Origin of the sequence: Streptomyces sp. NPDC091279, assembly GCF_044757465.1 — a bacterium.
GTDB lineage: Bacteria > Actinomycetota > Actinomycetes > Streptomycetales > Streptomycetaceae > Streptomyces.
Genome location: NZ_JBIVVA010000001.1, coordinates 800,439 through 814,958, shown reverse-complemented (window position 1 = coordinate 814,958; position 14,520 = coordinate 800,439). Strand labels below are relative to the sequence as shown.

13 protein-coding genes and 2 pseudogenes are annotated in these 14,520 nt (G+C 72.9%); 6 read left to right on the top strand and 9 right to left on the bottom strand.

Going from position 1 to position 14,520, the window contains the following annotated elements:
• Positions 1-250 precede the first annotated feature (250 nt).
• A pseudogene (locus tag ACIQOU_RS03450) lies at positions 251-2,290 on the top strand (non-reducing end alpha-L-arabinofuranosidase family hydrolase).
• A gap of 51 nt (positions 2,291-2,341) precedes the next feature.
• Here ACIQOU_RS03450 and ACIQOU_RS03445 read toward each other — a convergent pair.
• Positions 2,342-3,340, bottom strand: coding sequence for a sporulation protein (locus tag ACIQOU_RS03445; RefSeq protein WP_401533464.1), 999 nt, complete (start codon positions 3,338-3,340; stop codon positions 2,342-2,344).
• Between the two features lie 281 nt (positions 3,341-3,621).
• Here ACIQOU_RS03445 and ACIQOU_RS03440 point away from each other — a divergent pair, with 281 nt between their 5' ends.
• Positions 3,622-4,248, top strand: coding sequence for a GntR family transcriptional regulator (locus ACIQOU_RS03440; RefSeq protein ID WP_401533640.1), 627 nt, complete (start codon positions 3,622-3,624; stop codon positions 4,246-4,248).
• A gap of 155 nt (positions 4,249-4,403) precedes the next feature.
• Here ACIQOU_RS03440 and ACIQOU_RS03435 read toward each other — a convergent pair whose 3' ends face one another.
• Both ACIQOU_RS03435 and ACIQOU_RS03430 read right to left on the bottom strand, forming a co-directional pair.
• Positions 4,404-5,195, bottom strand: a complete 792-nt coding sequence (locus ACIQOU_RS03435; protein WP_401533462.1) for a carbon-nitrogen hydrolase family protein — start codon at positions 5,193-5,195, stop codon at positions 4,404-4,406.
• Between the two features lie 29 nt (positions 5,196-5,224).
• On the bottom strand, positions 5,225-6,580 hold the full coding sequence (locus tag ACIQOU_RS03430; protein WP_401533460.1) for an MFS transporter: 1,356 nt from the start codon (positions 6,578-6,580) through the stop codon (positions 5,225-5,227).
• A gap of 140 nt (positions 6,581-6,720) precedes the next feature.
• On the opposite strand from ACIQOU_RS03430, the gene ACIQOU_RS03425 reads away from it, so the two are divergent.
• Both ACIQOU_RS03425 and ACIQOU_RS03420 read left to right on the top strand, forming a co-directional pair.
• The gene (locus ACIQOU_RS03425) at positions 6,721-7,407 is read left to right on the top strand and encodes a DUF2848 domain-containing protein (protein WP_401533459.1); all 687 of its coding nucleotides are present in this window, start codon (positions 6,721-6,723) and stop codon (positions 7,405-7,407) included.
• A 126-nt stretch (positions 7,408-7,533) separates the two neighbouring features.
• Positions 7,534-8,352, top strand: a complete 819-nt coding sequence (locus ACIQOU_RS03420; RefSeq protein WP_401533457.1) for a siderophore-interacting protein — start codon at positions 7,534-7,536, stop codon at positions 8,350-8,352.
• 38 nt (positions 8,353-8,390) lie between these two features.
• Here the strand turns inward: ACIQOU_RS03420 and ACIQOU_RS03415 are convergent, their stop codons facing one another.
• Together ACIQOU_RS03415 and ACIQOU_RS03410 are read right to left on the bottom strand one after the other, a co-directional pair.
• Entirely contained in the window at positions 8,391-8,825 is a 435-nt protein-coding gene (locus tag ACIQOU_RS03415; protein ID WP_401533456.1) for an OsmC family protein, read from the bottom strand.
• 10 nt (positions 8,826-8,835) lie between these two features.
• Positions 8,836-10,248 (bottom strand): FAD-binding oxidoreductase, encoded by a 1,413-nt coding sequence (locus ACIQOU_RS03410; RefSeq protein ID WP_401533454.1) that lies wholly within the window; start codon positions 10,246-10,248, stop codon positions 8,836-8,838.
• On the opposite strand from ACIQOU_RS03410, the gene ACIQOU_RS03405 reads away from it, so the two are divergent.
• Positions 10,240-10,404: a hypothetical protein gene (locus ACIQOU_RS03405; protein ID WP_401533452.1), complete on the top strand. Its 165-nt coding sequence runs from the start codon at positions 10,240-10,242 to the stop codon at positions 10,402-10,404. The genes ACIQOU_RS03410 and ACIQOU_RS03405 overlap by 9 nt on opposite strands.
• A 43-nt stretch (positions 10,405-10,447) precedes the next feature.
• A pseudogene (locus tag ACIQOU_RS03400) lies at positions 10,448-10,594 on the top strand (ABC transporter ATP-binding protein); the annotation flags it as partial.
• Between the two features lie 512 nt (positions 10,595-11,106).
• Here the strand turns inward: ACIQOU_RS03400 and ACIQOU_RS03395 are convergent.
• Genes ACIQOU_RS03395 through ACIQOU_RS03380 form a run of 4 tightly spaced genes read right to left on the bottom strand, consistent with a single transcriptional unit; the run spans position 11,107 to position 14,516 of the window.
• Positions 11,107-11,799 carry a hypothetical protein gene (locus tag ACIQOU_RS03395; RefSeq protein WP_401533450.1) on the bottom strand — a complete coding sequence of 231 codons (693 nt, stop codon included), beginning with the start codon at positions 11,797-11,799 and terminating at the stop codon, positions 11,107-11,109.
• Positions 11,800-11,830: 31 nt separating this feature from the next.
• Positions 11,831-12,709: a TauD/TfdA dioxygenase family protein gene (locus tag ACIQOU_RS03390; RefSeq protein WP_401533449.1), complete on the bottom strand. Its 879-nt coding sequence runs from the start codon at positions 12,707-12,709 to the stop codon at positions 11,831-11,833.
• 39 nt (positions 12,710-12,748) lie between these two features.
• Positions 12,749-13,474: a hypothetical protein gene (locus ACIQOU_RS03385; protein ID WP_401533448.1), complete on the bottom strand. Its 726-nt coding sequence runs from the start codon at positions 13,472-13,474 to the stop codon at positions 12,749-12,751.
• Complete coding sequence (locus tag ACIQOU_RS03380) at positions 13,419-14,516, bottom strand: GSCFA domain-containing protein (RefSeq protein ID WP_401533446.1); 1,098 nt, start codon at positions 14,514-14,516, stop codon at positions 13,419-13,421. Before ACIQOU_RS03380 ends, ACIQOU_RS03385 begins: the two co-directional genes overlap by 56 nt.
• Positions 14,517-14,520: the final 4 nt, after the last annotated feature.

Below are 14,520 nucleotides of genomic sequence, written 5' to 3'. Positions count from 1 at the left end.
GTCCCGACGACGGGTGACGGGGGCGAAACATTTCGAAGTGAAAACCGAATGATGCGAGAGGTATTGACGCTCTCTGTGGTCCTCCTATGATCCGAGGCGTCCGAGAGATCGCCGCGCGTTCGATATCTCGGTGGTCAGGTAGGTCAGCAGTCCGGTGCTTCGGCGTCCGCGAGCGCGCCGCGGCCCCCCACCGCTCACCGGGCACCCCGAACGGACCATTCCCCCCGCACCCGACCGGCCAAGGAGAGACATGCACCCACGAGGACGTCCCGGCTTACGCCCCATCTCCGCGCTGGGCCTGCTGGCCGCCGCCGTACTGACGCTGTCCGGCACCGCGACGGCGGCCCCCGGCGCCGTCCAGGCCACCACCCTCGGCGCCCAGGCGGCACAGTCCGGACGCTACTTCGGCACGGCGGTCGCCACCTACAAGCTCGGTGACGGCACCTATGCGGGCATCCTGGACCGCGAGTTCACCATGGTGACGCCCGAGAACGAGATGAAGTGGGACACCACCGAGCCGTCCCGGGGCTCCTTCAACTTCGCGCCCGCCGACCAGATCGTCAGCCATGCCACCGCGCACAGCGCCCGGATGCGGGGCCACACCCTGGTCTGGCACTCCCAACTGCCCAGCTGGGTCGGCTCGATCACCGACGCGACGACCCTGCGCAGCGTGCTGAACAACCACATCACCACGCAGATGGCCCACTACAAGGGCAAGATCTACGCCTGGGACGTGGTCAACGAGGCCTTCAACGACGGCTCCAGCGGCACCCACCGCGCTTCCGTCTTCCAGAACGTGCTGGGCGACGGCTTCATCGAGTCGGCGTTCCGCACCGCCCGCACCGCCGACCCGGCGGCCAAGCTCTGCTACAACGACTACAACATCGAGGACTGGAACGCCGCCAAGACCCAGGCCGTCTACGCGATGGTCCGCGACTTCACGTCCCGTGGCGTGCCCATCGACTGCGTCGGCTTCCAGGCGCACTTCGGCACCGGCGGCCCGCCCGCGTCCTTCCAGACGACCCTGGCCGCCTTCGCCGCCCTCGGTGTAGACGTGCAGATCACCGAGCTGGACATCGCGTAGGCGTCGACGACCGCGTACGCGAACACGGTCAAGGCCTGCCTGAACGTGGCGCGTTGCACCGGCGTCACCGTGTGGGGCATCCGGGACAGCGACTCGTGGCGCAGCGGCGAGAACCCGCTGCTGTTCGACAGCTCGGGGAACAAGAAGGCCGCCTACAACGCAGTGCTGACCACGATGGGCGGCACGACGACGGCGGCCACGAAGGCCGGGGGCGTCGCGGCGGGCGCCGACCGGAGCACGTCCGCCGCCGCGTTGCCGTCGGCCTTCCGGTGGAGTTCCAGCGGTCCGCTGATCGCGCCCAAGCCGGACGCGACGCACGCGATCGCCGGTATCAAGGACCCGTCCGTCGTCCGCTACAACGGCAAGTACCACGTGTTCGCCAGTGTCGCGAGCGCGTCCGGCTACAACCTGGTGTACCTGAGCTTCACCGACTGGTCGCAGGCGGGTTCGGCGACCCACCACTATCTGGACCGCAGCGCCATCGGCACCGGGTACCGGGCGGCACCACAGGTGTTCTCCTACGCGCCGCAACGCCTGTGGTACCTCGTCTACCAGACCGGCAACGCCTCGTACTCGACCAACAGCGACCTCTCCGACCCGAACGGCTGGAGCGCGCCGCGCGGCTTCTACGCGTCGATGCCGGACGTCATCGCGCAGAATATCGGCGGCGGTTACTGGGTCGACATGTGGGTGATCTGCGACCACGCCACCTGCTACCTGTTCTCCTCCGACGACAACGGCCACCTCTACCGTTCACGGACGAGCGTGGCGCAGTTCCCGAACGGGTTCACCGACACGGTGATCGCGCTCCAGGACTCCGACCGGTACGCGCTGTTCGAGGCGAGCAACGTCTACCAGGTGCAGGGCAGCGACCGGTACCTGTTGCTGGTGGAGGCGATCGGGTCGGACGGCCGGCGCTACTTCCGGTCCTGGACGTCGGCCGCTCTGGGCGGTTCGTGGTCGCCGCTGGCGGCCTCCGAGAGCAGCCCGTTCGCCCGCTCGACCAACGTCGCCTTCCCCGCGGGCTCCTGGACCAGGGACGTCAGTCACGGCGAGATGATCCGCGCGGGCTACGACCAGACGCTCACGATCCCCTCGTGCGGGCTCCAGTACCTGTACCAGGGGCTCGACCCCGCCGCGAGCGGTGACTACAACTCCCTGCCGTGGCGCCTCGGGTTGCTCACCCAGACCGGGGCGGCCTGCTGAACACCCGTGCGGGGCGCGGCCGTTGACCGGCCGGGCCCCGCACGCGTCCGCTCAGTCCTCGTCGTCGCCCTCGAAGAAGTCACCGACCTCGTCGACGACTTCGGCGGCGACCATGCCGCCGACGACACCGACGGCGAGCCCGGCCGCGCCCGCCGCGACGACGGTGCCCATGCCGGGGCCCGACCGCCGGGGCTCCTCGTGGTGCGGGCCGTGGTGGCTGTCGTGGCCGTGGTAGCCGTCGTGGCCGTATCCGGCGTGGCCGCCGTACTGGCCGCCGTAGGAGGCGCGGTGTTCGACCAACTGGCTGATCCAGCCGTCGACTTCGGTGTTCCAGTCCCGGACGTCGTGATGGCCGATGGTGTGCAGGCTGAGCGCGTCGTGGCCCGCGGAGCGGAACCCGCCGCGCTTGTCGGCCTCCAGGACGACGTCGACGCCGCCCGGCCCGGCGAGGAAGGTCACCTCGATCTCGTTGACCTGGTGGGCGTACTGGGGTGACGGCGTCAGCTCCAGCTCCTGGTAGAACGGGAGTTGCTGGTGGGTGCCGCCGATGCGGCCGTACTCCAGGTCGGCGGACCTGAAGCCGAAGCCCAGTTGGCCGAGGGCTTCCAGGACCGCTTCCTGGGCGGGCAGCGGGGCCACGGTCAGCTGGTCGAGGTCGCCCTTGTCCTTGGCGCCGGACACGGCCAGTTCGGTGCGGACCCCGAGGATGATGCCCAGGGGCTGGCCGTACAGCTCGGTGATCGGGGTCTCCCAGGGCAGCATCACGCTGAACGGGACGGTGTGGTCCTGGCCCTTCGCGAGCCGGAAGCCGCCGCCGACGGTGAAGCGCTCGAAGGCGACGACGCCCTCGCGCTCCCCGCCGTCGTGCTCGGCCTCGACCCGCGCCACCAGTTCCAGGGTGATGTGGTCGATGTCGAAGTCGGCTTCGCCGCCTTGCAGGTGGACCCGTCCCGACAGATTGCCGCCCGGCCGGGCGGCCCCCGGGTCGAGGACCGTGTCCACCGTGGGCCCGCCCACACCGAGCGAACCGAGCAGCCGTTTGAACACCATCGCGGCGTCCACTCCCTTGCGTACGTGAGATGAGGTCGTGCCCCCTGAGCCCCTGCGAGCTCTACAGGCGCGTAGAAGCATAGGGCGACGGAAGGGGCGGGGGGCCGTGTCCGGGCACGTGGCGCCGGAAAGTCCGAAAACCGCCCTACAACGACCCGGCGCAGAAGCTTGACCAGGAAGCTTTACTCCCGCATTACCGCACCTCGGACGGGTCGGGATCACCTCGCGTGGGCCCGTGGTAACTTCCGTATACAAGGTGTATGCGATCTCAGGGGGTTGCGGTGCTGTCCGGTCGGGAGAAGGCCTACACGTACCTCAAGGAGACGGTCCTGACCGACCCCGCGATGCAGGGGGCGTATCTGTCCGAGCAGGAGATCGCCGACCGGATCGGCGTCTCCCGCACCCCGATCCGCGAGGCGCTGCTGCTGCTCGCCGCCGAGGACCTCGTCGAGCTGGTGCCCAAGCGGGGCGCCCGGGTGACGCCGCTGACCGGCCGTGAGATCACCGAGCTGATGGAGCTGCGCGGCATCGTGGAGCGGCACGCGGCGCAGCAGTTGGTGACGGGTGACCGGGTGCCGACGGCCGAACTGCGCACGCTTCTGGCCCGGCAGGCGGGGCTCACGGGGCCCGACCAGGCGCGGGAGTTCATCGCCGTCGACCACCAGTTCCACGCGACGCTGGTGTCGGCCCTCGGCAACGCGCTGCTGGACCGGCACTACGAGGGGCTGCGCAGCCGTCAGGTCCGTACCGGGGTGGTCGCCCTCTACAACCGGCAGGGCCGTCAGGACGCGGTGCTGCACGAGCACCGCGCGATCCTGGACGCCCTCGCGGCGGGCGACGCCGAGGCGGCCTGCGCGGCGATCGACAGCCACTTGCAGTCGACGCTCAAGGTGCTGCTCGCGGGATAGCGGAACCGGACGCCGGCCGGTCCGGTGCCCGCGTCCGGCGCGTCACCGAGGCGATGCGCCTCACGACGGTGGGCCTGCCGATGGGCGGTCGCCCCGGGTGCCGAAGGCGGCGTCGCCTCGGGCCCCGGGGGCGGTTCACCTCGGGTGTCGGCCGGTCAACTCCACAGCTCCGGGCGCCGGTTCGCGAGGACCGACGTCCGTTCCCTGACCGAGGTGACCTCGTCCGGGTCCAGGTCCGCGAGGAGCAGTTCGGGTCGGGCTCCGGCGCGGTGGCGGACAGTGCCGTCGGGGCCGACGACGAGGCTGTGCCCGATGCCGGTGGGGGCGGTGCCGGTCGCGGCGTCCGGTTCGGCCTGGTCTACGGCGGCGACCCAGATTGTCGCGTCCAGCGCCCGGGCGCGCACCAGCAGCTCCCACTGGTCGAGCTTGCCGGGCCCGGCGCCCCAGGACGCGGCGAGCAGGGTCGCCACCGCACCCGCGTCCGCGTGGGCCCGGAACAGCTCGGGGAACCGGACGTCGTAGCAGGTGGCGAGGGCGAGGCGGACGCCGTCCACGTCGACGGTGACGATCCGCGCACCGGGCTCGACGGACGCGGACTCGCGGTAGCCGAAGGCGTCGTAGAGGTGGATCTTGTCGTAGGACGCCTCGACGCCCGGGCCGGTGGCCAGCAGCGTGTTGGTGACGCGTCCCCCCGGGGCCGGGGTGAACATGCCCGCGACGACGACGGTCCCGGTGGCGTCAGCGATCTTCCGGACGCCGTCGGCCCAGCGGCCGTCGAGGGGCTCGGCGAGCGGGGCCAGCGGTGTGCCGAAGCAGGCCATGGACGCCTCGGGGAAGACGACCACGCGGGCGCCCGCGTCGGCGGCGCGCCGGGTCCACTCGTCGAGGAGCCGGAGGTTCTGGTCGGGTTCGGAGCCGGTGGTGAGCTGGCTCAGGGCGATGCGCACAGGGGATCACTCCTCGGGGGTGGCGGGGTTCAGGGGGTGCGGGCGGGGTCCGGCGCGGTGGCCGCCGCGAGCCGGTCGTCCTCCTCGACGGCGGCGCCCGCGCCCCGGCCCAGCCGGACGCCGGTGAGGGTGACGGCCGCGGTCACGGCGATGTACACGGCCAGCGGCAGCCAGCTGTCGTAGGCGCTGAGCAGGGCCGTGAACAGGAGCGGGGCGATGGCGCCGCCGATCACCCCGGCCAGCGTGTAGGCGAGCGAGGAGCCCGTGTAGCGCAGCCGGGGCGAGAACTGCTCCGCGATGAACGCGGCCTGCGGGCCGTAGAGGAAGGAGTGGATGGCGAGGCCGACGACCACCCCGACGGCCAGCGTCCACCAGCCGCCACCGGCCACCATCGGGAAGAACACGAACGGCCACACCCCGGCGGCGATCGCGCTGCCGCCGTACAGCAGACGGCGGTCGACGCGGTCGGAGACGGCACCGGCCAGCGGGATCAGGACGACCTGGAGGGACGAGCCGATCAGCACGGCGGCCAGCGCGGAGCCCCGGGACATGCCCAGGTGGCCGGTGGCGTAGGTGAGGACGAAGACGGTGAACATGGCGTAGAGGACGTCGGGGCCGACGCGGCTGAGGATCGCGGCGGTCAGGGCGCGGGGCTGGGTGGTGAACACCTCGCGCACGGGCGCCTCGGGCCGGGTCTTCTCGGCCTCCATCGCCTTGAAGACCGGCGTCTCCTCCAACTGGGCCCGAATCCACAGTCCGAAGCCTACGAGCACGCCCGAGAGCAGGAACGCCACCCGCCACCCCCAGGACTCGAACTGGGCCTCGGTGAGCGTCGCGCCGAGGGCGGCCAGGACGCCGTTGGCCAGCAGGTTGCCCGCGGGTGGGCCGACCTGGGCGGCGGAGGCGTAGAAGCCCCGGCGGCGCGGGTCGCCGAACTCGCTGGACAGCAGCACGGCGCCGCCCCACTCGCCGCCGACGCCGACGCCCTGCGCGAAGCGGAGCAGGACCAGGGCGATGGGCGCGGCCGGGCCGAGCGTGGCGTAGCCGGGCAGCAGGCCGATCAGGAAGGTGGCCGCGCCGATCAGGACCAGCGTGGCGATGAGCACCTTCTTGCGGCCGATCACATCGCCGAGGCGCCCGAAGACGAAGCCGCCGAGCGGGCGGGAGACATAGCCGACGGCGTAGGTCGAGAAGGCCAGGAGGGTGCCGGTGAGGGGGTCGTCGGAGGGGAAGAACTGGTCGCCGAAGACCAGGGCCGCGGCGGCCGAGTAGACGGCGAAGTCGTACCACTCCAGGGCCGTGCCGGTGAGGCTCGCGGCGAAGGCGCGGCGGACTCCGGGGCGGGGCCCGTGGGCCGCCGGGAGGTCCTCCGGGGTGTCGTGCATGGTTCCCATCCTTGCGTCGGAGACATCGACCTTCCGGCATACTTCTTGTATACAGGTCGTATGCGCAAGCCCTGCGCCGGAAGTTAACCCAGGGGAAATCCGGTCCTTTCGCCGGAACCCGATCCCAAGGAGCGCTCTGAATGGCCGTGCTGACCTTCGAACTGCCCGACGGCTCGACGCGTGAGGTCGATGTCGTGCAGGTACTGAACGCCGGGTACGCCGGCCGCAGCCAGGCGGATGTCGCCGCGCATGTCGCGGAGTTGGCGGAGCTGGGCGTGCCGGGCCCGTCGGTGACGCCCGCCCTCTACCCCGTCTCCCCCTACCTCGCCCAGCAGACCGGCCGGGTCGCGGTGCAGCACGCGCGGACCTCCGGCGAGGCCGAGTGGGCGCTGGTGGTGGCGGACGGCGGTGAGCTGCTGCTGACGGCCGCGTGCGACCACACCGACCGCGAGCTTGAGGTGCACGGCGTGGCCTGGAGCAAGAACGCGGGCCCCGATGTCCTCGCGCGCCGCGCCTGGCGCCTGGCCGACGTCGAGCCCCGGCTCGACGAGCTGACCCTGCGCGCCTGGGTCGCCCACGGCGGCGAGGAGACCGAGATCCAGCACGGCACGCTCGCCGAGCTGCTCGCCCCGGCGTACTGGGTCGACGTGCTGAGCGCCCGGGGCGATCTGGTGCCGGGCACGGTGCTGATCTCGGGGACGATCCCGATGGCGCCGGGCGTCGACCAGTTCGCCGACGGCTGGCGGGTGGAGCTGGGCGATCCGGCCACCGGGGACACCATCGGCCTCGCCTACGACGTCCGCCCGATGCCGGAGCCGATCGGCTGACGACGACGCCCGCACGCTCGCCCGTGCCGGTGGGCGCGGATCGGTTCGCAGGAGCCGGTTCGCGCCGGGCGATCGGGCCCGGGCCACCCCTGGAGGGCGGAAGTAAACTTAGGCTAACCTTCCTTCATGGCGAAGATCCATCGGCTGATGCCCCAGCACCCCAGGATGTTCCGCGCCGAGGTCGTGCGGACCGAGCGGGTGTCCCCCTCCATGCACCGTGTGACGGTCACGGGTCCCGAACTGTCGGCGTTCGAGTGGCTGGGATACGACCACTGGTTCCGGCTGTTCTTCCCGCTCCCGCACCAGACGACGCTGCGGCTGCCGGAGATCGACGGCACCCGGTGGTGGCAGCCGTATCTGGCCATACCAGAGGAGGAGCGCCCGCACTGCGCGAACTACACGGTGGCCGAGTTCCGCCCGGAGAGCGCGGAGTTGGACATCGACTTCGTCGTGCACATCGGTCCGTCGGGCGAGTTGGAGGGCGGCGCCGCGATCTGGGCCTGTGCCGCCCAGGCCGGTGACATCCTGGCCCTGCTCGACCAGGGCGTCCTGTTCGACTGCCCGCAGGACGCCTCCGAGGTCCTGGTCGTGGCCGACGAGACCGGGCTGCCGGCCGCCACGGGCATCCTGCGTTCGCTGCCGCCCGGCACCCGGGGCCGCCTCATCCAGGAGGTGCCGACCGAGGCCGACCGGCGTCCGCTCACCGCGCCCGCCGGGGTCAGCGTCACCTGGGTCGTCCGCGAGGACCGGGCCCGGGTGCCGGGCGCCGGGGCGCTCGACGAACTGCTGCGGCACCGGCCCGCCGACACCGCCGGGTACGCCTTCGTGGTCGGGGAGTCGACGCTGGCCACCGAGGGGCGCCGGCATCTGCGGCGGGCCGGGCTGCCGAAGGAACGCATCTTCTTCTCCGGCTTCTGGAAGCACGAGGTGCGCCAGGCCGCGTGACACCGGTCCCCGGCCCCCCTGGTCGACGGGGGCCGGGGTCAGGCCTGTTCGACGGTGGCCGTGACCGGGGTGCCGACCTCCACGGTGCGGCTGACCGTGCAGAGCCGGTCGTGGGAGGACTTCACCGCCCGGGGCAGGATCGCCCGGGCCCGCTCGGCGCCCTCGCCGTCCGGGAACGTGACGTGGAAGGTCACCGCGAGTCCGGTGAGCCGGTTGCCCAGCTCGTCGTCGACCTTGGTGGCGTCGACGTCCACGGTGAACGCGGTCGGTTCGGCGTGCCGACCGGTCGCGACGTCGACGTCCACGGCCGTGCAGCCGCCGATCGCGGCGAGCAGGAGTTCGACGGGGGTGAACTCGGCGCTGCCGTCGCCCGCGGTGCCGAAGGCGAGGGTGCCGCCGCGCACGTTCGTGGCGACGAAGCGGCCGGTGCTGGTGCGCTCGACGGTGACGGAGCGCGCAGAGGTGTCGGTCATGTCCAGGACCCTAACTCCGCGCGCCGCCGGGGCCGTCGAGCACCTTGCCGGGGTTGAGCAGGCCGTGCGGGTCGAGGGCGTCCTTGACGGCCCGGTTCAGGGCCAGCGCCTCGGGGCCCAGTTCGGCCCGCAGGCCCGCGCGCTTGAGGAGGCCCACTCCGTGCTCGCCGGTGACGGTGCCGCCCAGCGCGAGGGCCTCGGCGATGATCTCGTGGAACGCGGCCTGCGCCCGTTCCTTCGCCGCCTCGTCGCCGGGCGGGGTGATGAGCAGCGGGTGGAGGTTGCCGTCGCCCGCGTGCGCGATGTTGGCGATGAGGATGTCGTGCCGGGCGGCGAGGGCGTGGATGCGGCCGAGCATCTCGGGGACGGCGGCCTTCGGTACGCAGATGTCCTCGGTGAGCACCGGGCCGAGCCGTTCCAGCGCCGGGTAGGCCAGGCGGCGGGCCTCGAAGAGGGCGTCCGCCTCCTGCTGGTCGGTGGAGCGGGCGGCCCAGGTGGCGCCCGCCGCCTCGAAGCAGCGCAGGATCTCCTCGGCCTCCGCCTCGCCCGCCGCGCCGGGTGCGTCGGTGCGGCCGAGCAGGACCACGTCGGCGTCGGCCGACAGGCCCATGTGCTTCCACGCGTCGACGGCTGCCAGGCAGTGCCGGTCGATGAGTTCGAGGGCGGAGGGGGTCACCCCGGCCGCGGCCACCCCGGCGACCGCGCGGCCCGCGTCCACGACCGACGCGAAGTGTCCGGCGACGGTGTGCTCCGGCGGACGGCTCGGCCGCAGCCGGAGGGTGACCTCGGTGATGACGCCGAGGGTGCCCTCGGACCCGACCAGCAGGCCGGTCAGGTCGTACCCGGCGACGCCCTTGGCGGTACGGCGTCCGACGCGGACCAGGTCACCGGTGCCGGTGCCGAACTGGAGGCCGAGGACGTAGTCGCGGGTGACGCCGTACTTCACGCAGCACAGGCCGCCCGCGTTGGTGGCGACGTTCCCGCCGATGGTGGACCAGCGGGCGCTGGCCGGGTCCGGCGGGTACCAGAGGTCGTGGGCGGCGCAGGCGGTGCGCAGGTCCTCGTTGACGACGCCGGGTTCGACGACGGCGAGGCGTTCCAGCGGGTCGATGCGCACGATCGCCGTCATGGCCTCGGTGGACAGCACCACCGCTCCCTCGACGGCGTTGGCGCCGCCCGACAGGCCGGTGCCGGCGCCGCGCGTGACCAGCGGCGCGCGGTGGTCGAGGCAGGCGCGGACGACGCGTCGGACCTCCTCGGCGGTGCGGGGCCGCACCACCGCCACGGGCAGGGCGTGCGGCGCCCACTCGGCCTCGTCGTGCGCGTAACCGGCCATGACGGCGGGCTCGGTGACGACGCATCCGTCGGGCAGGTCGCGGTGGAGACGTTCGAGCAGGGCGGGGTCCGGGAGCGCGTGCGGCATGACAGCACCGTAGCCCGCACGGGCCGACGACGATCAGGGCACCGGCGTCACCCGGACCGCTCGGCGCGCGGCCAACTCGTCGTCCAGGACATGCGGTTGTCGCGCACCCTGGCCGGGGTGGCGCTGGGGCTCGCCGGTGCCGCCATCCAGGGCTGACCCGCAATCCGCTCGCCGACCCGGGGCTGCTCGGCGTCGACGCGCCGAGGGCCGGCCCGGCGACATCGTCACCGAGGGCCTGGTCCGCGAGGTCTTCGGGCTGCGTTCACGGATCGTCCCCGATCCGGCGTCCGGGACCCCGATGGTCGTGCCGCTCGGCCGCCATCACACCACCGCCCCGCCGGTCTGACCGGCGAGAACAGAAGGAACCGGCATGTCCCCGCACTCCCCCGCCCGCCCTCGCCGCCGCACCTGGCGCGCGCTGACCGGCGCCCTGCTCCTCACCCTGCTGAGCACCGTCACCGCGTGCGACTCCGCCGCCGCGAAGGCCCACCCCGGGTTCCGGGGGAAGACCGTCACCGTCGGCTCCCGCACCTCGGGCGGCTGGGGCGCCTATGTCCAGGCCCTGGGCTTCCGCAGCAACCCGAAGGTCGACGCGCGGGCCGGCGCCGCGTTCTCGGTGCCGGTCTCCGAGGAGAACCTCCAGCTGCGCGGCGCCGGCCTCGTCGTGATGATGCCGATCGGCATCGAGCCGGCCAAGATCTCCGCCGACCCGCTGTTCGCCTCCCTGCCCGCGGTGGTGTTCGCCGGCGGCGGCGAGGTGAGCCTCGCCTTCGGCACTCGCTCCGTGCTCTCCGTGGGGTACGCGGTCGACCACGTCGTCCCTGTTCGCGAAGGCCCTCACGTAGTCCTGGAACGGGGTCAGTCGGCGGCCAGGGCGGCGAGGAGGCCCTCGGCCAGCCGGAGGATCGCGTGCGGCTCGCCGTCCGGTGCCGTCGTGGCGCGGACGACGGCGCGCAGCTGGGCGCCGGGCCAGGTGTCGGCGTAGGCCCGCTGGTCGTCGTGCGCGTAGGCCACCGCCAGCGCGTCGCCGAGGGCCCGTGCGTGGGCGTCGGCGCAGGCGCGGGCGTTGGTGTCGCTGCTCGACTCGGCATAGGCGCGGGCGTACGTGTCGGCCTCGGCCGGGGAGAAGCCGTTGGCCGTGGCGTAGTCGCGGGCGCCCGTGAACCCCTCGGCGTACGCGCCCGCCCGGTCGTAGGCGGCGTCGTGGACGTACCGCAGCACGGGACCGAGCGCCGCCCGCCAGGTGTCCCGGTCGGCGGTCTCGCCCTGTGCCGCCGCCCGGTGCAACGCGCCCAGCACAGCGAGGGGTTCGGGCTCCGGCGCCTGCCGGGCGAGGAGCGGCAGGACCGTGTCCGCGTGCCACCGGTGCACCGGACGCAGCCCTGTCGGGATCGTCGCCGGGTCGGGCAGGCGGGCCGCCCACGCGTCGGCGGCCGTCGGCGGGAGGTGTGCGTGGACGGCGAGGGCGAGGTGCCAGGGCCAGGGCCCGGCCGTCGCCGTGGGTGCGGCGGCCGGGGTGCGCAGCGCGTCGAGGAACGCACGCGTGGTCATGGGGCGTCTCCGCTTCGTTCGCGGTGGCCGGTCAGGCGTGCAGGGCGGTGCCGTCGATGGCGACCCGGCGGCCTTCGCGGGTGTGCGGGTAGTAGTCCCACACGGCGTGGTGCTGGACGCTGCGGTTGTCCCAGAACACCAGGGTGCGTTCCTGCCAGCGGACCCGGCAGTGCAGCAGCGGGGTGCGGGCGATGTGCGCGTACAGCATCTCCAGCAGGGCGTCGCTCTCGGCGCGGGACAGCTGCGGGATGTGGGAGGTGTAGGGGGCGTTGACGAAGAGCAGAGGACGGCCGTTCTCCGGGTGCCGGACGACGACGGGGTGTTCGGTGCGCGGCACGTCGTACTCGGGCGGCGGGGTCTGTCCTGCGGCGGTCCACGGCAGGGCCCCGTCGTGGACGGCGGTCAGCGTCTCCAGGAAGCCGCGCAGCGCGGGTGAGAGCAGGTCGAGGGCGAGGTGCATGTTGGCGAAGAGGGTGTCGCCGCCGCTGCCGCCCTCGGGGATCGTGGTGAGGTACAGCATCGAGCCGAGGGAGGGTTCGGCGTCGGCGGTGCCGTCGGAGTGCCAGCCGTTGCCGGCGACCTGCTTGGACTCCTTGGTCGCCTTGATGTCCAGGATGTGCGGGTCGGACCCCTCGGGCGCGAGGGCGACGGGGTGCAGGGCGCCGAAGACGCCCGCGAACCGCTTGTGCTCCTCGGGGGTGAGGTCCTGGTCGCGGAAGACCAGGACGTGGTAGGCCCGGAAGGCGTGGGTGAGTTCATTCTCCTGCTGGGGCGTCAGCTCCTGGGACAGGTCGAGGCCGGTGATCTCGGCGCCGAGGACCGGGGTGATGGGGGTGAGGGTGAAGGTGTCGTAGGGCTCGGCGGGGCGGGTGGTGAGCTGTTCGACGGCCTTGAGGGCGTAGTCCTCCATGGGGGACCTCCGTGGCTTCCGTTGAGGGGTGGTGGTCGGTCAGAGACCGCGGTCGAGGAGTTCGGCGACGACGAGGCGGCCGAAGGCGAGGTTGCCGTGGATGGTGTCGTCCACCTGGCAGAAGGCGGGGCGCTGGTGTCCGGCGGCGTCGGTGACACGGGCCCGCAGGTCGATCAACTCCACGCCGCGCGCGGTGAGTTCGGCGGCGATGACGTCCTGTGCGGCGTGGAAGACGCGGGGGTCGGACATGCCGGGGACCCGCTGCGGGGGCAGCGGGGCGAGGACGCGCAGGCCGAGGGCGGCGGTGTGGTCGTAGAAGGCGAGGGCGCCCCGGACGGTCGCCCGCACCAGCGCCGCGAACAGGGCGCTGTGCAGAAAGGTGTCCGGGAGGGTGCCGTGCCGGTCGCGGTGGAGGTCCCAGTTCTGCCGGGTGGCGACGGTGTGGGCGCTCAGGCCGAACGTGCACACCAGCGGCACCGGCAGCCCGGCGAGCCCGGCCACCTCCAGCGTGTCGAGGAACCCCCGGTACAGCCGGCCGGCCTCCGGGTCCCGGAAACCGACATCGGTGCCGTCGCCGCCATCGCCGCCGTCGCCGCCGCCGTCAACGTCGAAGAAGGGCGTGAGGAAGTCACGGCCCGACCCGATCGGGCCGCCCACGAAGGGCAGGTCGGCGGCGCGGGCGGCCCGGCCTACGCACCCGGCGTGGGAGTCACCGAGCAGCAGGAAGCGGGCGCGGGTTGTAGTAGTCGAGCACGGCGTCGTCACACCAGTGGTCCTCTCCGCCGGAGCCGGGGTGGGTCGTTGTGGACGCGGGCGGCGTCGGGTCGGTGGGGGCCGCGAGGGCCGGGGTGGTGGGCGGTGTCTGGAGGGCGGTGAAGAAGTGCCGCATCACGAAGGCCACGCCGTCGGGGGTGACGGTGCGCAGGTTGGGTGCGTAGGCCGCCGCCCGGTAGGGGAAGCCGGTGACGATCTCGTAGGACGGGAAGTAGTCGACGTCGTCGCGTTCGTCGGCGAGTTGCCCGGCCGCCGCGCGCAGCACGGACTTGGAGTGGGTGGTGGCGACGAGGGCGTGGCGGCCGGTGGCGGTCGCGGTGAGCGGCACCGGGGAGACCGTGAGGACCGTGCGCAGCCGGGAGTTGACGCCGTGGGCGAGGGCGAGCAGGTCGGTGAGGTCGCGGTGGACGCGGGCCACGGTGTGGTTGCGCAGGACGTGGCGGTCCGGGTCGTAGGTGCCGCGCACGGTGCCGGGGCACATCGGGAGCACGGTGTCGGTGCCGAGGTCGTGCCAGGCCTCGGTGAGGCCGAGGGTGAAGACGAGGACGTCGGCCCGGGTGAGGGCGGTGCGGACGGCGGCGAGGGTGTGGGCGCGGGAGCGCAGCACGTCCTCGGGCGAGGCGAACCCGTCCGGCTCCAGCGCGGGCCGGTAGGGGTCGTGGAAGCGGCCGTTGTCCTCCCACACCTCCTCGGGCGGCTGCTCGGCGCCGAGCGCCCAGGCGGTCCACTGGCGCAGGGCGGCGGCGGTATAGATGTTCCCGGTGCGGAAGGAGAACCGGCGGTAGCCGCGGGCCGCCCGCTCGTCCGGGGTGAGGCCGGGCGGTGGCGGTTCGGCGTCGTACCAGTGCAGGCCCTGGTCGAGGAGGGCGCGGCCGATGTGCGCGGCGAAGCAGGACCCGGCGGTGACGACGGGATCGTCCGGCCCGATCGGGAACTTCGGTGTCCACAGGTCGGTGATGTCGGCGGGGTCGGGTTCGGCGACGGCGGTGCGCCAGAAGGACCGTGTGGGCAGGCTGGTGTAGGGATGCTGCACGGGT